Genomic DNA, 23,177 nt, shown 5'->3' with positions numbered 1-23,177 from the left:
ATTTAACCAAAACAATTGTTAAACTTCCTTTATTATTAATTCTTGAGAATTAGGAGGACGCCCCGTTAAGGGGCGATTCTTTTTAATTTTATATTATTGCAAAAAATCCGGTCCTATGGCAAAGATTCTGATCGTTGATGATGATGCTACATTTTCTCAATTACTGGAGAATTTTTTGCAAAAAAAAGGACATGAACCTATCCTTAAAGCTTCTGTTAAAGCCGGATTAAATGCTCTGAAAGATATCCAATTCGACCTTTTATTATTGGATTATCGCCTTCCAGATGGAACCGGTCTTGATCTGCTCACCGAAACCCGCGCTACCAACATTTTGCTGCCAACCATTATGATGACCAGCTTTAACGATGTGCGAACGGCAGTGCGGGCCATGCGGATGGGTGTGTTTGATTACATCACCAAACCGGTTAACCCTGATGAGTTGATATTAGTAATCGATAATGCTTTATCATTAAAGAAAGCTAAATCAGAACAGGTTCAAGGGGTTATAAAGGGAACCGACCAGCAGTCGAAAAAACTGGATGAGCATATTGAACTGATCGCGCCAACTGATCTTTCTGTTTTGATACAAGGAGAAAGTGGTACAGGTAAAGAATATGTGGCCAGGCTCATCCATCAAAAAAGTAAACGTAACTCAAAGCCTTTTATAGCTATCGACTGCGGCGCGCTTTCAAAAGATCTTGCTTCAAGTGAACTATTCGGTCATGTAAAAGGAGCCTTTACCGGTGCGATTGCCGATAAAAAAGGCGTATTTGAACAGGCTGATGGTGGAACCCTATTTATGGATGAAATAGGTAACCTGGATTACGAGGTGCAGATAAAATTATTACGCGCCTTGCAGGAAAAGGTCATCGTACCTCTTGGAGGGCATAAGCACACAGCTATTGATGTAAGAATAATAGCAGCGACCAACGATGAACTGGTGACGAATGTAAATGCCCGCTTATTCCGGCTCGATCTCTATCACCGCATTAATGAATTTAAAATTCAGCTTCCGCCATTGAGACAAAGGTCGGCGGATATGGATTCTTTTATCACTTTTTTTGTTGCTGAGGCCAACCGCGATATCGGCCGCAAGGTGAATAGAATAAGTGATGAAGCTTTAGAAATATTGCATCACTATGATTGGCCTGGAAACTTACGAGAGCTGAAGAATGTGATCAGGAGAATGGTATTGCTGACACCGGGTGACGAGGCTGGCACAGAATCGTTACCTGATGAAATGTTCCTTTTTGTATCACAAATACAAGAGAAACCGGATTCGGATCTTAAATTTCAGAATGAGATCAATGAAAGAAAGCTGATTCAGAAAGTACTGGCGGATGTACACAACAATAAATCACAGGCAGCGAAACTACTGAATATCGACAGGAAAACTTTATATAGTAAGCTGGAAAAATACGGCCTGGATAATGCGGTCTAATTGACTGAACTTGCTTTTTCGCTGTAATCTGCAACCTCACCTGTAAAGTTCTGCAAAAGATTCAAAAGACTTAGAATCTCATCAGCATCGTTTTGAGAAAACGCGCTTTCCTTCTGCAACCTGATTTCGATAATTCTAAATTTAGCAGCAAGCGCTTTATTGCCAATTTGAGCGGTGCGACCGGCAATGCGGTGGAGCAATAACGTAACAGACTTTACCTCATCAGTTTTAAGTGCATCACGCAATGCAACGATGTCATGCGTACTATCATCGGCAAAACGTTTTAAAATGCCCACACTCATAGCCGGGTCGCCAAAGGTGAGTTTTTCTATTACGCTCTGATCAAGGGTAAACTCTTTAACAGGCTTGCTTCGACGCTGTTTTTTCAGCATATCCAGCAACTCTTTTTCGGTAAAAGGTTTGGTCAGGATGCAATCGAATCCGCCTTTGAGCACTATTTGATGCTCCTCGGGCATTACCTGGGCTGTCAATGCACAAATACGTGTTTGCGATGATATTTTAGGACGCATCAAATGGCAAAGCTCGATACCACTCATTTGCGGCATCCTGATGTCGATCAGCAATATTTCGACATCATTATCCCACTCCGTATTTAATATTTCGTCCGGCGAGCCAAATCCCCTGCACGAAATGCCATGCCGCCCGGCCCATTGATTTACCAGGTCGACAATAAAAGGATCATCATCCACTATCCATATTTTGCCTGGATAATTTATCTCTGTTGACTCTGTCAAAGCAGTTTTGCTTACTGCTGCCTCTGTTGCGATCTCGAAAGGCATTTCAAATGTGAAACAGCTTCCCTCGCCCAATTTACTTTTAACCCAGATACTTCCGTTTTGTAGTTCGACAAGCTGCTTGGTAATAGCCAGACCTAACCCAGTGCCATTTTTATTTTGCAGATTGCCGTCCGCCTGCTCAAATTCTCCAAAAATGCGGTCACAATCACTTGCGGACATGCCGATACCGGTATCGCTGATATCAAAACGAAGATTAGTTCTCTGACCAGATCTGAAAGAAGTAACGGCTAACCTGACTTCACCCTCATTGGTAAATTTGATCGCGTTACCCATCAGGTTATACAATATTTGCCTAAGCCTAAACTCATCGCCAAATACAAAGTGGTCGGTTGACAAGTCAAAATGTGTTTTAAGATCGATATGCTTATTGGCTGCTTGCGGACGCATCACGGATACCACTTCACTCAATAATGCACGCAAATCAAACGCCTCGCGAGTGAAGGTAAATTTGCCTGACAGTATCCTGTTATAGTCCAATACCTCATTAACGATATGGAGCAAGTGATTGGACGAATTGTAGATCGCTTCGATATTTTCCGGCCTTGGATAATCCTCATTTTTAACTAGTTCTGTATATCCCAGTATCGATTGCAGTGGAGTCCTGATCTCATGGCTCATATTGGAAAGAAATCGGTGTTTGGCCAAAGCATGATATTCGGCCTCTTCCTTAGCTAATTCTATTTGTTTACGGTAGCGGTTAATGCGCGTTACATCCCGCAAGATGAGGTATACCAGCAGGCAGATAAATAAAAAGAATAGCCCCATTATAATTCCGATGCGTTTCACACTGTCCTTTACCACCTGCTTTGCGGCTAAGCTGCTTGCGTTAGATTGCGCCAAAGCTTCGGCCTCAATCCTTTTCAGGATAAGCTGTATCTGACGAACAATCTTGGCATTGGTCCGGTCGAGCATACTTTCTTTATGAACAAACAAGGCGCTGCTTTTTTGCCGGGTGTTTTCCATGTTTTGGATGACCTTACCGACGCCCATCAACATGCTATCGCGCATAGCCAGCGCTATGGTATCCTTTTTTTCCTTCATTTCTGAATCTACTACGCTATATGGTTGCTGTGTTGTTTGAGAATCAGTAACTGCGGGAGCGGTTTTGTGACCGAAAAGTCTTTTAAAAAATCCGGGGTGATTTGTCTCGGCAGTTTTCTCGGGAACGGGGGGATAATAGGTGGTAGTAGCTGTTTTTTTAACCGAGGTGGTCACCGTGCTGTCCGTTTGTGCAGCGCTTTTGTTAACCATATCGTGCAGCTGTTCAACCTGGCGGGCAAATTGTTTGTAATTGATCAGGCCCGACCGGATGTTCAGGTAATCGACGTATAGTTTGTCGCGATCATCGAGAAGCCTTTTTAGTGTATTAAGGCGTTTAAGCTGAGTTGGCCTGTCAGGATAAAGATTCTTTAAGGTATCTATTTTTTTGCCGAGCTTTTGAGTTTCATTTAGAAAGTTATTATTCCCGTTGTTCTTCTTATCTACAAAAGCCTGAACTTGTTCCATGCGATTGATCTTCATGGATATCTCGTGGATCAGCCGAAGTTTATCGTTGGGCGCAGTAACGGTGTCGAAAGAATCCAGCAGGGTTGCAAATGCCTTTTCTGTTGTCTTCCAGGCGAGTACGGCCAACAGACAGGCCAGCAAAGATGCCAGTATGATCTTTCCCTTAACAGAACTAACAAACCCAAATGGAGATATATCGTTTGGCATTAAACTAATCAGAGATCATTCAAAAATCCTCACCCCCGAAGATTTGAAACAACTTGAGGTGACTATTGTTTTGCACCAATTGTGGAATGCAAACTGCCAACTTCTAACTACCAACTGGAATCACTGTTTCTCAAACCTCGCTGCCCATCCGCCGCCAGAGGCCATGGAGATTTCCAGTTGATCTTTAGCTGTTACAATAACCTCTTTGCGAATATAATCTGTCGCATCGCGATCAGCATTAACACCATCTTCAAATATAATAGCCTTGTATTTGCCCTCGCCGAGGAAGGATAGATTGATATTGAGTTTGCGATCATTCCAGTTGGTCATCGAGCCGGCATACCATGTAGAGCCTTTGCGGCGGGCGATGGTAACATACTCACCCACTTTACCATCTACAGCCACGGTTTCATCAAAAGTGGTTGGAACAGCAGCTATGAAATCGGTACTTTCTTTTTCCCTCATGTAAGCTGTCGGGTTATCTGAAAGCATTTGGAGTGGGGCTTCAAAGATGGTATACATCGCCAGTTGATGGCTCCGTGTGCCCTGGCTCATCGGGTTGCTGTTTACTGGGCGGAAAGCAGATTTTGATGCGTTACGCATAGCCCCTGGTGTATAATCCATCGGACCGGCAAGCATGCGGATGAATGGGATGCTTACATCATAGCCGGGCTGATTATCCGTTCCCCATTTCATATTTTCCATGCCTTTTACGCCTTCGCAATTGATCACATTGGGGAAAGTACGCTGCAAGCCGCTTGGTTTGTACATGCCGTGATAATCGATCATTAAATGGTTGGTTGCCGCTTTTTGCGCCAGATCATACAGAGAGCTAACCGCCTTCTGGTCATCCCTATCTATAAAGTCAATCTTAAAACCCTTAACACCCATTTTGGCGTATTTGGCAAACAGTCCGTCTGCATCGCGGGTAATGGCATACCAGGTCGACCATAGGATTACACCTACCTTTTTCTGTTTACCATAGTCGACAATAGATTGAATATCCAGCTTGGTTTTGTTCAGATCGAAATCATCCGACCAACCTTCATCAATAATAATATATTCCAGTTTATTTGCTGCCGCGAAGTCGATATAATACTTATAAGTCGGCACATTAATACCTGCCTTGAAATCAACATGAGTCACGTTCCAATCGTTCCACCAATCCCAGGCCACTTTGCCAGGTTTTATCCATGATTCATCTACAATCCTTGAGGGCTCGGCCAAACGTTGTACCATATCGTTATTTGCCAACTGCCTGTCCTCAGTGCTGATCACTACCACCCGCCACGGAAAACTGCGTACGCCGGTTGATTTGGTTATATAATTTGCGCGGTCATCCACCACTAAATTGATCCTGTTTATAGATTCCTTGGTAGGGTATTGAGCAAAAACGCCGTTCAAACTACTCTTTCCACGCCCGGTCACATACATGCCCGGATAGTTTTGCAGGTCAGCTTCCAGTATGGCTGCTTTTTTGCCGTTGCCCAAATCAACCAAAACAGGCAAAAACGCTAATGAATCTTTCTTTATTTCTGACAGGCTGATATTATCATAATGCGATTCAAATGAAGTATTGAATTTATCATGATTGCGATAATCGTTCACGAAAGGTAGGAAAGCTTTATCATCATCCTTAAAATTAAAATTCGATTCTTCGTTTTTAACTATAATGTCGCCTTTTCGGGTCGAGACAAACCGATAAGCCACGCCATCATTATACGCTCTAAATGCCAGCCCATAATCACCTTTGAAGGTTAAGAGCAGCTGATTAAAATGATCACGTACATTATCCTTTTTATAGATTGGCGTATGGATCTCCTGGTTAACCGATGTGCTTTTAGCCGATTTCACTACGGCGTTTTTTCCAAAATCTCCGCCCTTTTCTATCGTCATGGAGATTTCTGATGGTGTGATCACTTCAGTCTGCTCATGATTTACCGACCATTTGATATTTTTATCAACCGAAACAGTCAGGTCGATCTTGCCATCAGGCGATTTCACATGATATACCTTTTCTTTTTGCGCGAAGGCGGTAGAAAAGCACAGAAGAATACAGAAGGAAAACAAAACAAAGGACTTCATCGGTATGAGGTTAAAAAGGAAACGGTTTAAACTTAGCCTAAGCTAAATAAAAACCGTATCAATGACAATTTTGTTTTTCTAGGACTCAAAACTCAAGACTCCCGACTTGAGACTTTAATTCGTCTGCTTATAAACCCGCACATAGTCCACATACATGGTTGCAGGCAGCAGGCTTTGATTAACAGGTGTGTTTGGGAAGTTTCCACCCATTGCAAAGTTTAAAATGATGAAGAATGGCAAATGGAAAGCACCTGTGCTATTGATGTTGTTTTGGATATTACCGGTTTGATATAAGGTACTATCCACATACCACCTGATCTCATTCTGATCCCACTCTATCGCATACAAATGATAATCGGCTACGGTAGGAACATTAAGCGTACTTCCATATTGCGAATGCTGCCCGTTTACCGCCCAGTGCATAGTGCCATAAATGGTTGGGGTGTCATTGATATGTTCCATAATATCCATCTCGCCGCAGGCTGGCCACGGCACAGTTTGTATATTGGAACCCAGCATCCAGAATGCAGGCCAAAAACCCGGGCCCTTCGGTACTTTAATTCTGGCTTCGATGCGGCCATAAGTAGGCGCTTCTTTTCCCTGCGTGGTCATTCGTGCGGAAGTGTAAGTCTCGCCACCTACGTTTTCGTGTTTGGCGGTGATTATCAGGTTACCATTGGCAACGCTCGCATTGGCTGCCTGGTAGTATTCCAGTTCGTTATTGCCCCATCCGCCCCCACCTGTTTCAAAATTCCATTTAGAGGTATCAACGGTTGTGCCATCAAACTCATCCGACCATACCAGCGAGTAAGTTGGCTTTGTGGTTGTTTTTGTCGTATCAACCGGTTTAGTAGGAGTCGGATTATTTGGCGAAGTATTATCCTTTTTGCTGCAGGATATTAATGCAAAAAGCAACGCAATTGCTATCACTGCAATGATCCAGAATTTCTGTTTGTGGGGTAATAACATGTTGCTCAACCAAATAATATACAATGTATAAATAAATTGAGTTGCCGTTTTATTTTTTACCTAAACCCAAAGCCTCGATATAGCCTTTATTCGGCCTGCAATTTTCAAAGCGGCTGTTATTGATAAAATCATACAATGCCTTTTTGATCAGCTCGCGATCAGCGGGCGTGGCTTTGCGGATCTCCTCAAAACTTGCGCGTGGTTTTTCAGTATATTCAATGATCTTATCATATCCGGCAGGTACGTCAAAAGTGACAAAGCCCGCTGCATTATCCATCTTTTTATAAGGCCAGTAATGCCAGCCGATATTGTTTTCTTCCAGCACATTCTTGAAAGCGCCTACCCAGGCATCTTTGTTTTCGCCAGTTTCGCCGCAATAGATCGGCACATTGTATTTGTCGCGGAAATCGATATAATCCTGTATTACTTGTTTGGTTGGGTCGGTCCAGTATTTATGGAAGGTATATACCGCTTTTGAATCAAAAGGAGCACCAAATGCTTTAAAATTACTGTCCCATTGTGCACCGCCTAAAATCACCAGGTGATTTTTATCGACCGTCCGGATTGCTGCGGTGATTTTTTTATAAACAGGCTCGAGGTATGGATTTAATTCAGCTGCGTTAAAGTAGGTAGCAATAGGCTCATTTAATAAATCGTAGCCCATTACGATCGTTTCATTTTTATAATGATCGGCAATGCGTTTCCAGATATCAGCTACCAGTTGCTGACTGTCTTCGCTCTTAAACAGGAATGGATAACCATAACCATCGTCAATATTATCCCCGGTTTGGCCGCCCGGTGCACTGTGCATGTCCAATATTACATAAATGCCTTCGTGCTTGCACCAGCCGATTACACGATCAAGCAGTTCAAAACCCCTGTCGGGATTATTTTGACCGAGGTAGTTCTCTTTAGTAAATAAGCGATAACTGAATGGTATACGGATAGAATTAACACCCAGAGTTTTGAGATAATGAATATCACCTTCTTCAATATAAGTATGCAGGTATTTTTCCCAGAAAACTTTGGCTTCATCAGGGCCGATCAGCTCGGTTATAGCTTCATTGATCAACCGTGGAGAGTTCACACTTTTGAACTTGAACATATACCCCTCGGGGATAAGCCAGTTGCCCAGGTTGGTGCCACGCATCAGGAAATTTTTACCATCAGGGGTGACGATATCTTTACCTTTTACTCCAATAAAACCATTGGTTTGGGCACCCGAAAAGAGTGGAAAACAAAGCATCGCCAATAAGATAAGGCGTACGATATGTTTCTTCATGACTGGTTTTTAAAATCAATATGCCTGTTTTTACGCAGGCATATCTCAGGTTTGCAATTGGTTGATTAGTTGTTTGCAGATGCAATATAGGATTAATTTTACTTAGTGTACAAAATACATAGTAAAAAATATTTCTTTTTTGCCGAAATGTTAATTCAGGCTCGTATTTTTAAAAAGAAATGAAAAAATAATATCATTTAATAAGTCTATGAAAATAAAAGCTGCCTTTATTATAGTCCTATTTTTTCTTTTCGCCTCGATAACATCCTTTGCACAAGAGCTAAAAGTGGCGGTCGCCGCTAATTTGCAGGGAGTTATTAAAGTATTAGGAAAAGACTTTAAGCAGAAGACAGGTATTGACATACAGCCGATTGTCGGTTCATCAGGTAACCTATCGACCCAGATAAAAAACGGAGCCCCGTTTGACCTGTTTCTTTCCGCAGATATGGGTTTCCCCGAAAGCCTGGCTAAAGAGGGTTTCAGCACAAAAGAGCCGGTTGTTTATGCTTATGGCAGTCTGATCATTTGCAGCTCGCAGAATATTGGGTTTGAAAATTGGGAAAGACTGCTGTTAACCCGCCGCATTAAAAAAATTGCTATTGCGAATCCTGCCATTGCTCCTTACGGAAAAGCAGCGGAAGAGGCACTGAAATTAAAGGGCGTTTTGGATGATATACAATCGAAATTAGTGACGGGCGAAAGTATATCGCAGGTAAACACCTACATCACAACCGGTACTGTAGATGTTGGCTTCACAACCCGCGCGTTGGTAAAAGATGTAGAAGGAAAAACAACTATTTACTGGAAAGAAATCGACCCGAAAAGCTATACGCCGATAAAACAAGGCATGATTATCCTGAAACAAAGTAAGGAAACGGTTAATGCCGAGAAGTTTTATGAATACATGCTGAGCCCGGCTGCGAAGAAGTTATTGAAGGAATACGGGTATGGTGTTTAATAATAACTGGGAATTATTTACAGGTAGCGATGGTTTTACAGTCATCGCTATTATTTTTAATAAATGGACTTAACCCCGATATGGCTTACTCTAAAACTGGCGGCTATCACCACCGTGATATTGCTCATCATTGGTCTGCCATTGGCCTACTGGCTGTCAAAAGGCAGATCGATAGCTAAGATCATATTGGAGGCTATTATTACGATGCCGTTGGTTTTGCCGCCATCGGTGCTGGGATTTTATTTGCTGATGGCCTTTAGCCCTAAACATGGAATTGGTGAATGGCTGCATAATGCATTCGATATTCAGCTGGTATTTTCTTTTAAAGGATTGGTACTGGCTTCTATAATTTACAGCATGCCGTTCATGATCGGACCGATAAAATCAGCTTTGCAGCAATTGCCATTATCGCTTTCGCAGGCTTCGTATACCTTGGGTAAATCAGAAAGAGAAACTTTTATTAAAGTGTTATTGCCCAATATCCGGGCATCCGTATTAACGGCTGCCATCCTTACTTTTGCGCATACGTTGGGTGAATTTGGGGTTGTATTGATGATCGGTGGTAATATACCGGGAGTAACCAGGGTGGCGTCCATTGCAGTGTATGATTCAGTAGAGAATATGGATTATAGTTCTGCGAATGCCTATTCGTTGATTCTATTCTGCATCACATTTATCATGGTGATATCGGTGTTTGTGTTCAATAAATATAAAGCCAAAAGTCCTTTAGAATGATCAGCATTGATATACAGAAAAAGCTAAAGGCTTATCGTGGCGAACAAGTGCTGAAAATTGCAGCGCAGTTTGACAGCGGCAGCATCACCAAAATATATGGCCCTTCAGGTGCAGGGAAGTCTACCTTTTTAAAGATCATTGCCGGGTTGGTTGAACCTGAACGCGGTAAAATATTGGTTGATGATGCGGTTTGGTTAGATACCATATCGAAAATTTCCCTTTCACCACAAAAAAGAAAAGTGGGTTTTGTGTTTCAGAATTATGCGTTGTTCCCCAATATGACGGTACAGCAACACCTGGAATATGTATCGGATGATGCACAATGGATCAATCGCCTGCTTACTATAGGTAAATTGGAAACCTTTACTTCGCATAAACCTGAATATCTATCAGGCGGGCAGCAACAACGTTTGGCTATTCTAAGGGCAATGGCTATCCGGCCAAAACTAATGCTGATGGATGAACCATTCTCAGCGCTTGATCCTAAAATGAAATCGGAATTGATACCCGGATTAAAATCAATATGGGATGAGTTGAGAACGACGGTGCTTATTGTGAGTCACAATCCGCAGGAATTGGAAGGGGTGACGGCGAGGGAAATGTACGTGGAAAGTCAGTAGTCTTAAGTCGAAAGTCATAAGCCATTTGGTTCAACGATTTGTGACTTTCGACTTAAGACTTCCGACTTGAGACTTCTTTAATAAAATCCTTGCAACCCAATTCAATCAATTCAAAAACCGGTTCAAACTGGCTGTCGTCATAATATGGGTCGGGTACTTCCCTGTTGCCCAGCAGTAATTTTACTTTTGCAGCAGATTCTTCATCAGGAGCCATGTTCAACACATCCGACAGGTTGTATTTATCCATTACCAGGATATGATCGAAATCGCTGAAATCACGTCTCCTGAATTGACGGCACACCTGTTTACTAATATCAATACCATGATTACGGGCAGTACGGACTGAGCGTCCATCCGGTCCTTCACCCACATGCCAGCCACCCGTACCGGCTGAATCAACCTGCCAGCCAAGGCCCTGCTCATCAGCCAAATGCTGCATAACACCCTCCGCCAAAGGCGAGCGACAGATGTTTCCGAGGCAGACCATTAGTATTTTCATTTTGTTTGTTGTAAAGTTGAAAAGTTGGAAGGTTGTAAAGTTCACTTACCAACCTAATAAAATAACTTTTCAACTTTACAACCTTCCAACAGTATTAACCAAATATCTGATTCAATATCCCCGCCAGACGAACACCTGCTTTCAGCAATTGCTCATTAACAGTGGCTATATGCTCAAAATTGTATTTGTAGCCGTTTAGCGCATCACCGGTTTTGGTTTCGGTGTATAGTTTATTGGCAATTTGACTTGATTCAAATATCCACTGGCTGATCGGCGCTTTTTGCCATTCGGCGCGCTGTTCAGCAGTAGTATGATTGATCATTGCGGTATATTCGGTATAGCTTAATTGCTGAAACTCGATCAGCTGCGAATCCCATACCGAGTGCAGGTTGGTCGGATTATTGAACCAGGTTACTTTGATGTCATTGCCGCCTTTATCCTCGGTATGACCGACATGCAAAGGCTGGTGTACATCCTCCACAATATGGATTAGCATACGCAGATATAATAGCTTATTCTCTTTGCTAATATCTTTTTTCTTTAACTCAGCGATCAGAAAATTCAGTTTGGTGTAGGCGTCTGCTTTGGTATCCTGGTTTAAAAAGTCCTGTAATTCAGGCAAGGTGTATTCCTTGTCAAGGTCGACATAATGCCAGGCAGATAAGTAGTTGTAATTGGGATCAGATTTGATAAAATCGGCCCAGTTGCTGGTGATGGCAATGCTCTCATCGCCCAGGATAGCTTTGATGGCAGCGCGGGCTTTTGCGGTTAAATAGCTGTCGGCAATTTGTCCGGCTACGCGGTGGCCTTCAGTTCCCCACGCCATAGACTGCAGAGGTGCGTAGATGATAGCAGCGCCGATGATCAGTTTCTTTAGGAAATTCAGTTTCATTTTACAATGGTTTTGGATTACAGGTAGTATGTTTTATTAGATGTGCGTTGATAGGTATAATGTTGGATGTACTGGCAAATTGAATAAGTGAATCACTTTTTTTGCTCACCTTGAAGGCTTCTTCGTAAACTCCTATGCGGAGACACCCTGCATCTTCTTTTAATGAATAATCAGGGTCGCAGAATTGGCCTTTTATGAATAAAGTGTCGTTGCGCTGCCGGTAAGTACCTTTAAGGTATTCGGACCAATGCCCCGAATGCACACAAGTATCAGCGCTATTATTCACTTTACTGAATTCATTAATCTGAATAAAAAATGAATCGCAGCTAAACTTTAAATGATGCAAGGAATATTCGAGTAATCGTTTTTGGTTCGGAACAGAATCCTGTTGCCATTCGCCTTGCAGATAAACTTCACCTTTACCCTGAACATTTGGATTGAACCAGCAGCCGTTTAGTAAGGTGAAAGCTGAAAGGCAAAAGGCGAAAGGTAAAAGCCAGGAACTGAAGGTTTTTTGCATTATTATTTTTTAAAACAGGGTGTCATGCTGAGGCCCTCGAAGCATGGTGGGCAGGCCTTTACGCGCCGCACTTCGACTGAGCTCAGTGTGACACCCATCTTGTATGTTGTCGTATTTGCGAACCCTTATTTCAAACTTCCGATCATATCTTCAGGACGTACCCACTGGTCGAATTGCTCGTTGGTGAGTAAGCCTAAGCCAATAGCGGCTTCGCGAAGCGACGTGTTTTGTTTTAATGCGGTTTTGGCAATTTTAGCAGCATTCTCATAACCGATATGCGGGTTCAATGCAGTAACCAGCATCAGTGAATTTTCAAGATGTTTTTTGATACCATCGTAATTCGGCTCAATGCCTTTTGCGCAATGATCATTGAACGAAACACATGCATCACCAATTAAACGGGCAGATTGCAGGAAGTTAGCCGCCATTACCGGTTTAAATACGTTCAGCTCATAATGGCCGTTTGCACCGCCAATTGAGATGGCTACATCATTCCCCATTATCTGAGCAGCCACCATGGTTACCGCTTCGTTTTGTGTAGGATTAACCTTACCCGGCATAATGGATGATCCCGGCTCGTTATCCGGAATGTGGATCTCGCCGATACCGGAACGCGGCCCTGAAGCCAGCAAGCGGATATCGTTAGCGATTTTCATCAAAGAAACTGCGATTTGCTTCAAGGCGCCGTGGCTTTCTACAATAGCATCGTGAGCGGCTAACGCCTCAAATTTATTTTCAGCAGTGCGGAATGGCAGGTTGGTGAATTTGGCTATGTATTCAGCCACCTTCACATCATAACCTTTTGGCGTGTTGATGCCGGTACCGACAGCGGTGCCACCCAATGCCAGTTCTGAAAGATGATCCAATGTGTTTCTTAAAGCTTTCAGTCCATGATCCAATTGCGATACATAACCTGAGAACTCTTGTCCCAAAGTAAGCGGAGTGGCATCCATCAGGTGTGTACGGCCGATCTTCACAACACTTTTAAAAGCTTCTGATTTTGCTTTCAAGGTATCGCGTAGTTTTTCAACGCCGGGGATGGTCACATCAATCAGCATTTTGTAAGCTGCGATGTGCATAGCAGTGGGGTAAGTATCGTTTGATGACTGCGATTTATTCACGTCATCATTCGGGTGGATGAAGGTTTTGCCTTCGCCTAATTTATTGCCTTGTAATACGTGTGAGCGGTTAGCCACAACCTCATTCACATTCATGTTTGATTGCGTACCGGAACCGGTTTGCCAGATCACGAGCGGGAACTCACCGGCCAGTTTACCAGTCAGTATTTCGTCACATACTTGGGCGATCAGGTCGCGCTTTTCAGCAGGCAATACGCCCAGGTCAGTATTGGTGTAGGCTGCTGCCTTTTTCAGGTAGGCAAAAGCAGCTACAATTTCCTTCGGCATAGATGCCTCCGGACCAATTTTAAAATTATTGCGTGAACGTTCGGTTTGTGCTCCCCAGTATTTATCGGCAGGTACTTGTACCTCGCCCATGGTATCGTGTTCAGTTCTGAAACTCATGGTATTTGTATGAATTATTTGCAGGGCAAAGTTAGGGTTTTATACGAAGTGCGGGAATGGAAACCGTAATATTCTTGTGGTGATTCCTCCAATGCCTGTATCTTACCCTCCAATGTCTGTGTCCTCACAGACATTCCGTTAACTGATAGCAAAAGTTGGCTGTGGGGACACAGCCAACGGGAAGGAGTTAAAAATTTCTCTCCGTTGTTGCCAGCCAGCTATCCAGTGCTTTCACCTGATCGTCGTGCTCGCTCATCCATTTGATATTTTCATCTTTTTTGGCACTCAGGCTTACCAAACGGGTAAAGGCAGGCATATTATCGCTTTTGGCCAGTTTGTAGAAATAATCAGCAAAGAATCTATTATAAAAATCCTTATCGGTTTTCTTTTCAGAGGCTTCCCCGGCCATGGTAAATATGCTTTTCAGCTCATATTCCAGCAGATCCATTCCTGTCAGCTTCTTGTTTTGACCCGACAAGACGACCATAGATATAGCAAGATTTAATGCTCCGTTTTCTTTTTCATCGTTGGGGGAAAGCATAATCGTATTTTTTCCGCTGGCATCCTTCAACACACCACCCTGCAAAATGTGCTGAATATTGCCAAAAGCCTCAGCAGCCTGTGGTCCCTGCGGGTTTAATAACAAAAAACTGCAAAATCCCATCAAAGCATTTACACGTTTGTTTTGGTGAAAAGTAACCAGCGCATACATACGCAGACTGCTGCCATGCTTTGGATCGAGTTTAATAGCTTCGATGGCATTTGTTTCCGCTTCAGCAAATTGTTTGTTCCTGAAATAAGTAAGACCCAGGTTGTAATATAAGCGCTGATATTTTGGGTTGACCTGTATGCCATTTTGGTAAGCCTCAATTGCCCTTTGCGTTTGATGATCGTTATCATAAATACTGCCCAGCATATCATAACAAGCCGCTTTAAGCTGCGGACTATTGCTTTTTTCAATCGCTTTCTCTGTGTACGGGATCCCATCATTCCCTTTGCCTGATTGTACAAGCGTAAATGCCATTTTATAATTGGCCTGTGCATTCTCCGGGTCGAGTTTTAGTGCCTCGTTGTACTTGGCTATGGCATCGGCATACTTGCCCTGGTCGTTCAATTGCACGCCTTCTTTTATCAGATCGGGTACTGAACCTTTACCCTGTGCTAATACGTTTAAGGTAATTACGGTAAGTGCTAAAGTGACCAGGTTTTTATATAATCGGTTCATAATTTAAAAATATGTAAAGGTTATTAACTAAAACAACAAAAATGTTTAAAACTTTAATTTCTTACCGGTCGATAATTTACAAATTTCGCAGGCGTTAAAGTGTTTAGAATATATTTATGAGATTAGTGTTAAGAAAACTCCTGATAACTTCCGCACCCCTGTTAATGATAATGGCCTGCGGTAACAACAATGCAAAACCGGCAACTTCTACCGCACCAAAATACAGCAGTAAACCCTTTAATCCTTCTAAACTTTTAGAATATAACCCCAAAAATGCCGACAAACGCGTTGATGAATTCTTTCACAAGTTACATTCAAAAAGCGGATTTAACGGTAATATCCTGGTGGCCAAACATGGCAAAATAATTTATGAAAACGCTTTAGGCTGGGCCGACCACCTGAGACGTGACAGCCTGAAGATCAACTCGCAATTCCAGCTGGCGTCGGTTACCAAAACCATGACATCCACAGCGATAATGCAACTGCTGGAACGTGGCAAGATCAAATTAAACCAGGATGTAAAAGAGTTCTTCCCGAATTTTCCATATGATGGTGTGACGATCAAATTGTTGCTTACCCACCGTTCGGGAATGATGAACTATGTTTATTTTATCGATGACATCTATCGTAAACAGCATTTAAATCAACGCAAAGGCATCACCAATACGGAAGCGATGAATATGATCGCTCAATATAAACCAAGGCCTTTTAGCAAGCCTGACGCACATTTTTTATATAACAACTCTAACTTCATGGTGCTGGGCTCTATCATCGAGAAAGTAACCGGCATGAGCTACGCCGACTACATGAAGGAAAACATATTTAAGCCTGCCGGCATGACCCACACGGCTGTTTACTCCAAAGCAGCTTATGATAAAATCCCGGTGGATGTAGTTGGACACGACCGTAATAGCTGGAAATATTCTGTCGCTCCAAATTTCCTGGATGGCCCTGTTGGCGATAAAGGCATTTACAGTACCGTCGGCGATCTTTACCTGTTCGACCAGGCATTACGAGCCGGCATGCTGATCAAACCTGCTACTCAAGATTCTGCATATACACCGCGCAACCCGATGGTACGCGGCCACTTTAACTATGGCTATGGCTGGAGAATATTTGAAGCTCCGGGCCAGAAAGTAGTTTACCACACCGGCTGGTGGCATGGTTTCCGCCACATCTACGTGCGCGATTTGAAAAATGACGTAACAATTGTACTACTTGGCAACCTGGTTAACGGAAGCCTGCTACATTTGGACGAACTTTTTAAGCTGGAAGACATGCCGGTTATCCGCAAAGGCGCCTACAATGGTGCCGGGGATACAGCTGAAGATTAATTTTTGTTGGAAGGTTTTAAAGTTGAAATTTGCAATGTTGTTTAACTTTGCGGCCATAACTTTGTTATATCTGTAAGGTTGAATCGCTATAACTTTTCAACCTTAAAACATTTCAACTTTACAACAAAAGAAACATGTTCGATAAACTATTAGAAGCACAGCAAAAGGCAGGTGAGGTAAAGAAACGCCTGGATGGTATCACTGTTTGGGGTGACGCCGAAGGCGGCAAGATCAAGGTTACCTCCAATGGTAACAAAGTGATCCAATCCATTACGATTGATGAGGAGTTCCTGAAATCTGCCGATAAAGAAGAACTGGAAGAGCTTTTACAGGTCGCTGTAAACAAAGCACTAACCCAGGCCGAGAATGTAAGCCAAACCGAAATGGCTGCACTTAGCAAAGAGATGCTTGGCGGATTGGGTGGCATGTTTGGTAAATAATCGCCAAAAACAAGTTCGGCTTTGTAATTTTAATATGCATTTGTACTAAATTTAGGTTGACGTATCTTAATACTGCCACGTCACAGATACTTGACCTTAAACTTAGAATGCATATGAGTACGAAAAATTTTTTACGGATCGGCGTCTTTTATGATGGGACCTTCTTTATCAAAGCCCAAAATTATTTTTGGGGAAAGAAATACGGTTGGCTATCATTTCAAGAGTTTCATAAGCTTTTAGAGAATTTTATTCGAACAAAAGAGCAAGGGCATGTTTCTTACAAAGTAGTTTATTCTGCATGGTTTCAAGGTGTTCACAAGGAAAGTTTAGCTCAGGAAAACAATTTGAGATTAGACCGGAAAAGGCAAATTGATTTGTTACATGCGGGGATTGAGCCTAAGAACGTTCCAATGTCAGAAACTCAGGGAGAGAAAGGCATTGACGTTTATATGGCGGTAGAAACATTGCAGGTTGGACTGGATGATAAAATAGATATGGCAGTTCTTGTAACCGGTGACGGAGACTTTGTTCCTCTTGCAAGAGCTTTAATGAAAAATGGAATTAGAGTTTTAGTCGCATATTTTGAATATGAAGACGCAACGAATAAGAGCTTTGCAAACGAACGACTAATCAATGCAGCAAATTACTCGATCAATATAAATAGCCTTGAAAACGAAAGAGAATTCAAAGCAGAATTCAAGACAATTTTCAGGCAATCATCTGACAATAAAAAAGCAAAAGACAAATCATCAAACTAACAAAAAGCTTTTCATCAAAACAACTTTCCAAGCTTTCAACTTTTAATATTACAACAAAACTACCATTATGAAATTCACCTATTACGGACATGCCACATTCGAACTCGAAACGGGCGGTAAGAAATTATTGTTCGATCCATTTATTACACATAACGAACTGGCTAAGCATATTGACGTTAGCAGCCTGAAGCCAGATTTTATTCTGCTTTCACATGGTCATGGCGATCATATTGCCGACCTATTTGAAATCCAGAAAAACAGCGGCGCCAAAGTGATCTGCATTGCGGAGATAGCAGGATGGCTGGGCGGAAAAGGTATACCTGACGCTCATGGCATGAATATCGGCGGTGGTTTCAATTTTGATTTCGGACGGGTGAAAATGGTGAACGCCATTCACTCCAGCGGGTTGCCGGATGGTTCCTATGGTGGTAACCCTGCTGGTTTTGTTATTTACGCCGAAGGGAAAAAGATCTATTATTCAGGCGATACAGCGCTTACTTATGACATGAAACTTTTAGCTGATGAACAGCTCGACTGGGCCATTTTGCCCATAGGTGACAATTACACCATGGGTGCAGATGATGCGATAAAGGTTACTGAATTTATTAATTGCAAAAAAGTGATCGGAGTACATTATGACACCTTCCCGGTTATTAAAATTGATAAGCAGGCAATAGCAGAGAAATTTACTAAAGCTGGGGTAGATTTGAAATTGGTGCCTATTGGGGACAGCATAGAATTGTAACTAAACACCACTTAACAAAGAAGCCCCGCAGAATCTGCAGGGCGTCTTTGTTTCGAAAGGTTACATTTTTGCTGTAGTATCCTTTGTTTTCTTCTTGATCTTCTTCTTATCATCTTTCTTCTTCACTTTTACCTTGGTGGTATCCTGCTGTGCCCTTACCGGAGCAGCGCTGGCAACAGTTCCCACGCAGATCGCTGCTAAAGCGATCATTGCAATTGCTTTTTTCATGGTTAAAGATTTGTGGTTTGAATTATTAAAAGAGTAACAATCCAATTACAAATTGTTTTCAGAAAAAGTAATTAAATGGTCGTTCCGTTCGGAATAATCGCCCGCTTCTTAATCACTACGATACCATCCTGAACGGTGTGTGTACCGTAATCGCCATCTTCCAGCCTTTTGCCGCCACAGTTGATATTCACGTCGTTACCAATGAAAGTATTTTTATCGATAATCGCATTTTTGATCACGCAACGATCTCCTATACCCATGATCGGCGAATCACTTGCCCGCGACTCCTGTATTTGTTCCAGTGTTTGATAATTATCACTTCCCATCACGTAGCAGTTCTCGATAATGGTATCATGACCAATGCGTGTGCGGATACCGATTATAGAGCGATATATACGACTGGCATTGATAATGCACCCGTCAGCAATAATGGATCTTTCGATACTGCCTGAAACCTTTGATGGCGGCAACATGCGTGCACGGGTAAATATGTAATTCTTATCGAATAAGTTGAACTGAGGGATATCATCGGTCAAGCCCAGGTTAGCCTCAAAGAATGACGGAATGGTACCAATGTCGGTCCAGTAGCCTTCGTATTGATAGCTCAGCACCACGTGGCTTGGGATGGATTGCGGGATGATCTCTTTACCAAAGTCGGTGCGGTCGTTTCCTTCCAGCAGCTCGAACAATGTTTTGCGGTTGAACAGATAAATACCCATTGACGCCAGATAAAACCTGCCCTGTTTTACCATTTCATCGCTTACCTCGGATTTCAGGTACTCAAAATCCTTTTTCGGTTTTTCAACAAACTGGGTGATCAGGCTCTTCTCATCCGTTTGCAGAATACCGAAACCGGGTACATCATTAGCATGAACCGGAATGGTTGCGATAGATATTTCTGCATTATTGGTGATGTGATTTTTGATCATATCCTCGAAATCCATCTGGTATAGCTGGTCACCCGATAGGATCAGCACATAATCAAACTCATGTACCGCCAAATGGTGCAAGCTCTGACGTACCGCATCGGCTGTACCCTGAAACCAGGATACGCTTGAAGGTGTTTGCTCTGCTGCGAGAATATCCACAAACGCGTCACTAAAGCTGCTGAAATGGTAAGTGTTTTTAATGTGCTTGTTTAACGATGCCGAGTTGAACTGCGTCAGTACGTAAATTCGCGTAATGCCGGAGTGTAAACAGTTGGAGATGGGGATGTCAACCAAACGATATTTACCGGCGATAGGCACAGCCGGTTTTGAACGGGTGGCGGTGAGCGGCGATAAGCGGCTTCCCTGGCCACCTCCCAACACGATGCAAATTACTTTTGAGGTCATATAGCAGGATTTAAACTTTGATAGAGGTCAATATATTCTTTGGCCGAACGATCCCACGAGAAATCGAGCGCCATCATTCTTTTTCGTAACAATTGTAAAAGAGCAGTGTTCGCATATACTTCAACCGCACGTCCTACCGAGTGCACAATATCGGCTGCACTGGCTTGTAAAAAACGGATACCATATCCACCCTCATCACCAAAATCAATCACGGTATCTTTTAATCCCCCCGTCACGCGTACCATAGGCACGGTACCATATCGCATCGAGTACATTTGGTTCAGGCCGCAGGGCTCAACCCTGGAAGGCATTAGTAAGAAATCGGACCCGGCATATACCAAATGGGCAAGGCTTTCATCATAACCAATAAAGGCATTATATTGATTTGGAAATTGTTCTTTTAAGGCAACTAATTCTTCCTGGGTTTTTACCTCGCCTGCACCTAATATAATAAAATTTACGCCATCAGGATGCGCCTCTATGCTTTCTTTTAATGCTTCTGGCAACACATCGGCACCTTTTTCGATAACCAACCGGCCGATGAAAGATATCGTCGGTTTATCAGGCGATAGTCCAAACCTTTCGCATAGCAGCGCTTTATTTTTTTGTTTCCCGGAAGCTACTTGTCGCAGTGAGAATTTTTCCGGGATCATTGGGTCGGTCTTCGGGTTCCAGACTTCGGTATCGATACCGTTGAGTATGCCGATGCCTTTGGAGCGTTCCATATAGAAAAGGTACTCCATCCCATTCGAGTTGTAAGTCAGTTCCTCTAAATAACTTGGTGAAACCGCGGTATAACGCCAGCAGCATTTTACACCAGCAGCAAGCGGATTGATTCCGCCATTCCAGTCGAGCAGGCCAACTTTTGCCATGTCGACTTCAGGCAATAAACCAAGCTTAGTCCAGCTAAAGGCGCCGTGATACTGGCCGTTATGTATAGTTAATACTGTAGGTGTATTGGCAAAGCGCGTATACAATTTAGAGTTAGTTATAAGAAACGGCACCAATCCTGTATGATGATCATGGCAATGGATCAGGTCGGGCGATTGCTGCGACCAGTTGATCCAGTCAAGAAAGGCAATCTGGAAAGCAATAAATTGTTCGGTTTCGTCGGGATATTCGTACACATTTTCCCGGTCAAGTAGTCCCGGTATTTTTATCAGGAACAGCTCAAAGCCCAGTTTATTGGTACGTTCTTTTAGAATTTCGAAATAAAAACGTTCGGTACCAAGCAGGGATGAGGCCTGGAAAACAATGTCAAACTCATTTTCCTGGGTAAATTTCCGGTTGTAAAAAGGCATTACTACGGCTGCCTCTATCTCCAGCTTATTTTGATACTTGGGCAGGGCGCCTACAACATCGGCCAGACCGCCAACTTTAGCAACAGGATAGCATTCGGCACTTAGGTGGAAAACTTTCATTTATAGATGATATTACGGCTCAATTTAAGCAAAGAATTATTTAAATAATCAATGCTGAACGGTATAATCTATGCAAAAAGTTAATTTTTATTATTTGTATAGCCTAAAAGGCCATTCGTTTTTAAAATATGCCCTATAGAATGGTTTTATTAACAAATCAGCATTTTTTGAACCCGTAATCCCCTGTTTTTTGTTAAAGTGGTAATATTATGCTTTTAAATATCAATGTACTTTGCTTTTCATTTCTTTTAAAGCGACTTGTAATTCAGAGTCTGTTCCTTTCAGTACATCGTTTACGTTCTGCGGCACTTCAATATCAGGGATAACGCCAATGCCGACAAAGTCTTTCCCGTCGGGATAGGTGTCACGTTTGGTACAAATTCGTGCGTCGAGCCCCGGCAGTTTTAAAGGCATGGGTTGCCCTGTGCTGCCATAAGTGCGCTGACCTATTACTGTTGCGCGCCCCTTCAATTGACTCAGGATGATCAAGAAATCCTCTGCTGCCGAAGCCGTGTAATGATTTGTAAGTACAATAAGCGGAACATTTATTTTTTTATCGGTTACATTGTTTTCAAAGCGCATAGTGTCACCCTTGTACCAATAATTATTAAGTGCAGATAGCCTGATCTTTTGGTGCCAGGCGTCCATTTTTTCAAATTTGGTCGTGTCTTTCAGGCCATATATTCCCCATGCCTTAAATGCGGGCAAATTATCGCGCGTTTTCCATGCTGAGCCAATCAATATTTTCTGATCTGTAAAATATTTGAGTATTTCCGCTCCAATTCCGCTGTCGCCTCCGCCATTATTTCTTATATCGATGATTACACCCTTACAAGTATATAATTGCGGTAAAACAGCTTTAAACTTATCAATAAGTGAGTCATCGCCGAAAGAGCTGAGTTTCAAATAACCTATTCCATCAATGATCTTAAAGCTCAACAGCTGGTAAGGGGAAGTAGTGGTCTTCCTCTCCCATTTTGCCCTGTAGCTATGATATTGATAATCATGATCTATCATTTTACCGGCTGGCGAACGTAGTTTCAGATGCCATACCCGCGAAGTATCTTCACCATAGAACATCATACCGGCAGCTCTGTCCCAAAGCACATGATCAGTTGATGAGCTGATATACGGAATGATCTCTTTTTCAGCATACTGCTTTGCGGGAATACCGTCTACACTGATCAGTTCCGATCCAAGCGGAATCTTGTCTTTGTATTGAATCGGTATATCGGTTACAATAAGTTTTTTATCAAAGTTCTCGATATATATCCATTTATACCGAGATGATTTTGGGGCCATCAGTTGAGAGGGGAAATCAATATCGGTATGCCCATCTTTTAGCAAGGCACAAAACCGTGCCATGACCTTGTAATATTGCCAGGTATTTTTGGTTGCGATTACCTGGGGGATAAACGCACGATAGGCACTATCCCAGTTGATTTTGGCATGATCAAAATAGGCAAAATTCTGGCTTGCTTCTGACCAGAATTTACTTAAGCCGTAAAGCTTATCCGAGGTGGATAGATTGGCTATAGTATCAATTTGTGCAAAAGCAGCTTTTACACTCAGCAAAACGGCAAACGCCGTTACAAAGCAATGTTTCTTCATGATAAGTTTTGTATTTAGGTAAATTA

At 42.6% G+C, this 23,177-nt stretch carries 20 protein-coding genes and 1 pseudogene; 8 read left to right on the top strand and 13 right to left on the bottom strand.

All coding sequences use genetic code 11. The features are described 5' to 3' along the window. The first annotated feature begins 115 nt into the window (after nt 1–115). Nucleotides 116–1,441: a sigma-54-dependent transcriptional regulator gene (locus VIM89_RS12610; protein WP_488156514.1), complete on the top strand. Its 1,326-nt coding sequence runs from the start codon at nt 116–118 to the stop codon at nt 1,439–1,441. Here VIM89_RS12610 and VIM89_RS12605 read toward each other — a convergent pair. The 4 genes from VIM89_RS12605 to VIM89_RS12590 form a co-directional block, all read right to left on the bottom strand. Further along, the gene (locus VIM89_RS12605) at nt 1,438–3,972 is read right to left on the bottom strand and encodes a hybrid sensor histidine kinase/response regulator (protein WP_488156513.1); all 2,535 of its coding nucleotides are present in this window, start codon (nt 3,970–3,972) and stop codon (nt 1,438–1,440) included. The genes VIM89_RS12610 and VIM89_RS12605 overlap by 4 nt on opposite strands. 120 nt (nt 3,973–4,092) lie before the next feature. After that, complete coding sequence (locus tag VIM89_RS12600) at nt 4,093–6,057, bottom strand: retaining alpha-galactosidase (RefSeq protein WP_488156512.1); 1,965 nt, start codon at nt 6,055–6,057, stop codon at nt 4,093–4,095. A gap of 114 nt (nt 6,058–6,171) precedes the next feature. Further along, entirely contained in the window at nt 6,172–7,026 is an 855-nt protein-coding gene (locus tag VIM89_RS12595; RefSeq protein ID WP_488156511.1) for a glycoside hydrolase family 16 protein, read from the bottom strand. Between the two features lie 49 nt (nt 7,027–7,075). Continuing rightward, nucleotides 7,076–8,308: a glycoside hydrolase family 5 protein gene (locus VIM89_RS12590; RefSeq protein ID WP_488156510.1), complete on the bottom strand. Its 1,233-nt coding sequence runs from the start codon at nt 8,306–8,308 to the stop codon at nt 7,076–7,078. A 208-nt stretch (nt 8,309–8,516) separates the two neighbouring features. Between VIM89_RS12590 and modA the strand changes: the two genes are divergently transcribed. From modA to VIM89_RS12575, 3 genes are all read left to right on the top strand, one after another. Further along, a complete protein-coding gene (modA, locus tag VIM89_RS12585; RefSeq protein ID WP_488156509.1) occupies nt 8,517–9,266 on the top strand; it encodes a molybdate ABC transporter substrate-binding protein in 750 nt (249 codons plus the stop codon). 63 nt (nt 9,267–9,329) lie between these two features. Beyond that, nucleotides 9,330–10,001: a molybdate ABC transporter permease subunit gene (modB, locus tag VIM89_RS12580; protein ID WP_488156508.1), complete on the top strand. Its 672-nt coding sequence runs from the start codon at nt 9,330–9,332 to the stop codon at nt 9,999–10,001. Next, on the top strand, nt 9,998–10,621 hold the full coding sequence (locus tag VIM89_RS12575) for an ATP-binding cassette domain-containing protein (RefSeq protein WP_488156507.1): 624 nt from the start codon (nt 9,998–10,000) through the stop codon (nt 10,619–10,621). The genes modB and VIM89_RS12575 overlap by 4 nt, the downstream gene beginning before the upstream one ends. 52 nt (nt 10,622–10,673) lie before the next feature. Here the strand turns inward: VIM89_RS12575 and VIM89_RS12570 are convergent, their stop codons facing one another. The 5 genes from VIM89_RS12570 to VIM89_RS12550 all read right to left on the bottom strand — a co-directional run bounded on the left by VIM89_RS12570 (nt 10,674) and on the right by VIM89_RS12550 (nt 15,280). Continuing rightward, the gene (locus VIM89_RS12570; RefSeq protein WP_488156506.1) at nt 10,674–11,120 is read right to left on the bottom strand and encodes a low molecular weight protein-tyrosine-phosphatase; all 447 of its coding nucleotides are present in this window, start codon (nt 11,118–11,120) and stop codon (nt 10,674–10,676) included. Nucleotides 11,121–11,214: 94 nt separating this feature from the next. Then, nucleotides 11,215–12,012: a S1/P1 nuclease gene (locus VIM89_RS12565; RefSeq protein ID WP_488156505.1), complete on the bottom strand. Its 798-nt coding sequence runs from the start codon at nt 12,010–12,012 to the stop codon at nt 11,215–11,217. A 1-nt stretch (nt 12,013) separates the two neighbouring features. Continuing rightward, complete coding sequence (locus tag VIM89_RS12560; protein WP_488156504.1) at nt 12,014–12,532, bottom strand: fumarate hydratase; 519 nt, start codon at nt 12,530–12,532, stop codon at nt 12,014–12,016. A 125-nt stretch (nt 12,533–12,657) separates the two neighbouring features. Then, nucleotides 12,658–14,055 (bottom strand): class II fumarate hydratase, encoded by a 1,398-nt coding sequence (gene fumC, locus VIM89_RS12555; RefSeq protein ID WP_488156503.1) that lies wholly within the window; start codon nt 14,053–14,055, stop codon nt 12,658–12,660. Between the two features lie 187 nt (nt 14,056–14,242). Further along, the gene (locus VIM89_RS12550) at nt 14,243–15,280 is read right to left on the bottom strand and encodes a tetratricopeptide repeat protein (RefSeq protein ID WP_488156502.1); all 1,038 of its coding nucleotides are present in this window, start codon (nt 15,278–15,280) and stop codon (nt 14,243–14,245) included. 170 nt (nt 15,281–15,450) lie between these two features. Between VIM89_RS12550 and VIM89_RS12545 the strand changes: the two genes are divergently transcribed. The 4 genes and pseudogenes from VIM89_RS12545 (at nt 15,451) to VIM89_RS12530 (ending at nt 18,557) form a co-directional block, all read left to right on the top strand. Continuing rightward, a complete protein-coding gene (locus VIM89_RS12545; RefSeq protein WP_488156501.1) occupies nt 15,451–16,614 on the top strand; it encodes a serine hydrolase domain-containing protein in 1,164 nt (387 codons plus the stop codon). Nucleotides 16,615–16,739: 125 nt separating this feature from the next. Continuing rightward, nucleotides 16,740–17,054 (top strand): annotated as a pseudogene (locus VIM89_RS12540) (YbaB/EbfC family nucleoid-associated protein); the annotation flags it as partial. 113 nt (nt 17,055–17,167) lie between these two features. Further along, nucleotides 17,168–17,812: an NYN domain-containing protein gene (locus VIM89_RS12535; protein ID WP_488156500.1), complete on the top strand. Its 645-nt coding sequence runs from the start codon at nt 17,168–17,170 to the stop codon at nt 17,810–17,812. A 67-nt stretch (nt 17,813–17,879) separates the two neighbouring features. Beyond that, complete coding sequence (locus VIM89_RS12530; protein WP_488156499.1) at nt 17,880–18,557, top strand: metal-dependent hydrolase; 678 nt, start codon at nt 17,880–17,882, stop codon at nt 18,555–18,557. A gap of 60 nt (nt 18,558–18,617) precedes the next feature. On the opposite strand, the gene VIM89_RS12525 is transcribed toward VIM89_RS12530, so the two are convergent. From VIM89_RS12525 to VIM89_RS12510, 4 genes are all read right to left on the bottom strand, one after another. Continuing rightward, on the bottom strand, nt 18,618–18,785 hold the full coding sequence (locus VIM89_RS12525; protein ID WP_488156498.1) for a hypothetical protein: 168 nt from the start codon (nt 18,783–18,785) through the stop codon (nt 18,618–18,620). A gap of 71 nt (nt 18,786–18,856) precedes the next feature. Then, entirely contained in the window at nt 18,857–20,119 is a 1,263-nt protein-coding gene (locus VIM89_RS12520) for a glucose-1-phosphate adenylyltransferase (RefSeq protein WP_488156497.1), read from the bottom strand. Further along, complete coding sequence (locus VIM89_RS12515; protein WP_488156496.1) at nt 20,116–21,540, bottom strand: glycogen synthase; 1,425 nt, start codon at nt 21,538–21,540, stop codon at nt 20,116–20,118. Before VIM89_RS12515 ends, VIM89_RS12520 begins: the two co-directional genes overlap by 4 nt. A gap of 222 nt (nt 21,541–21,762) precedes the next feature. Continuing rightward, a complete protein-coding gene (locus VIM89_RS12510; protein WP_488156495.1) occupies nt 21,763–23,151 on the bottom strand; it encodes a S41 family peptidase in 1,389 nt (462 codons plus the stop codon). Nucleotides 23,152–23,177: the final 26 nt, after the last annotated feature.

The organism is Mucilaginibacter sp. (genome assembly GCF_036568825.1).
Lineage (GTDB): Bacteria > Bacteroidota > Bacteroidia > Sphingobacteriales > Sphingobacteriaceae > Mucilaginibacter.
Note: the sequence above shows the minus strand (reverse complement) of the source record. Positions and strands in the feature narration are given on the sequence as shown.

Bases quoted from the DNA above. Each gene is read 5' to 3' on its own strand.
- VIM89_RS12610 (WP_488156514.1), top strand. From the start codon at position 116: ATGGCAAAGATTCTGATCGTTGATGATGATGCTACATTTTCTCAATTA.
- VIM89_RS12605 (WP_488156513.1), bottom strand. From the start codon at position 3,972: ATGCCAAACGATATATCTCCATTTGGGTTTGTTAGTTCTGTTAAGGGA.
- VIM89_RS12600 (WP_488156512.1), bottom strand. From the start codon at position 6,057: ATGAAGTCCTTTGTTTTGTTTTCCTTCTGTATTCTTCTGTGCTTTTCT.
- VIM89_RS12595 (WP_488156511.1), bottom strand. From the start codon at position 7,026: ATGTTATTACCCCACAAACAGAAATTCTGGATCATTGCAGTGATAGCA.
- VIM89_RS12590 (WP_488156510.1), bottom strand. From the start codon at position 8,308: ATGAAGAAACATATCGTACGCCTTATCTTATTGGCGATGCTTTGTTTT.
- modA (WP_488156509.1), top strand. From the start codon at position 8,517: ATGAAAATAAAAGCTGCCTTTATTATAGTCCTATTTTTTCTTTTCGCC.
- modB (WP_488156508.1), top strand. From the start codon at position 9,330: ATGGACTTAACCCCGATATGGCTTACTCTAAAACTGGCGGCTATCACC.
- VIM89_RS12575 (WP_488156507.1), top strand. From the start codon at position 9,998: ATGATCAGCATTGATATACAGAAAAAGCTAAAGGCTTATCGTGGCGAA.
- VIM89_RS12570 (WP_488156506.1), bottom strand. From the start codon at position 11,120: ATGAAAATACTAATGGTCTGCCTCGGAAACATCTGTCGCTCGCCTTTG.
- VIM89_RS12565 (WP_488156505.1), bottom strand. From the start codon at position 12,012: ATGAAACTGAATTTCCTAAAGAAACTGATCATCGGCGCTGCTATCATC.
- VIM89_RS12560 (WP_488156504.1), bottom strand. From the start codon at position 12,532: ATGCAAAAAACCTTCAGTTCCTGGCTTTTACCTTTCGCCTTTTGCCTT.
- fumC (WP_488156503.1), bottom strand. From the start codon at position 14,055: ATGAGTTTCAGAACTGAACACGATACCATGGGCGAGGTACAAGTACCT.
- VIM89_RS12550 (WP_488156502.1), bottom strand. From the start codon at position 15,280: ATGAACCGATTATATAAAAACCTGGTCACTTTAGCACTTACCGTAATT.
- VIM89_RS12545 (WP_488156501.1), top strand. From the start codon at position 15,451: ATGGCCTGCGGTAACAACAATGCAAAACCGGCAACTTCTACCGCACCA.
- VIM89_RS12535 (WP_488156500.1), top strand. From the start codon at position 17,168: ATGAGTACGAAAAATTTTTTACGGATCGGCGTCTTTTATGATGGGACC.
- VIM89_RS12530 (WP_488156499.1), top strand. From the start codon at position 17,880: ATGAAATTCACCTATTACGGACATGCCACATTCGAACTCGAAACGGGC.
- VIM89_RS12525 (WP_488156498.1), bottom strand. From the start codon at position 18,785: ATGAAAAAAGCAATTGCAATGATCGCTTTAGCAGCGATCTGCGTGGGA.
- VIM89_RS12520 (WP_488156497.1), bottom strand. From the start codon at position 20,119: ATGACCTCAAAAGTAATTTGCATCGTGTTGGGAGGTGGCCAGGGAAGC.
- VIM89_RS12515 (WP_488156496.1), bottom strand. From the start codon at position 21,540: ATGAAAGTTTTCCACCTAAGTGCCGAATGCTATCCTGTTGCTAAAGTT.
- VIM89_RS12510 (WP_488156495.1), bottom strand. From the start codon at position 23,151: ATGAAGAAACATTGCTTTGTAACGGCGTTTGCCGTTTTGCTGAGTGTA.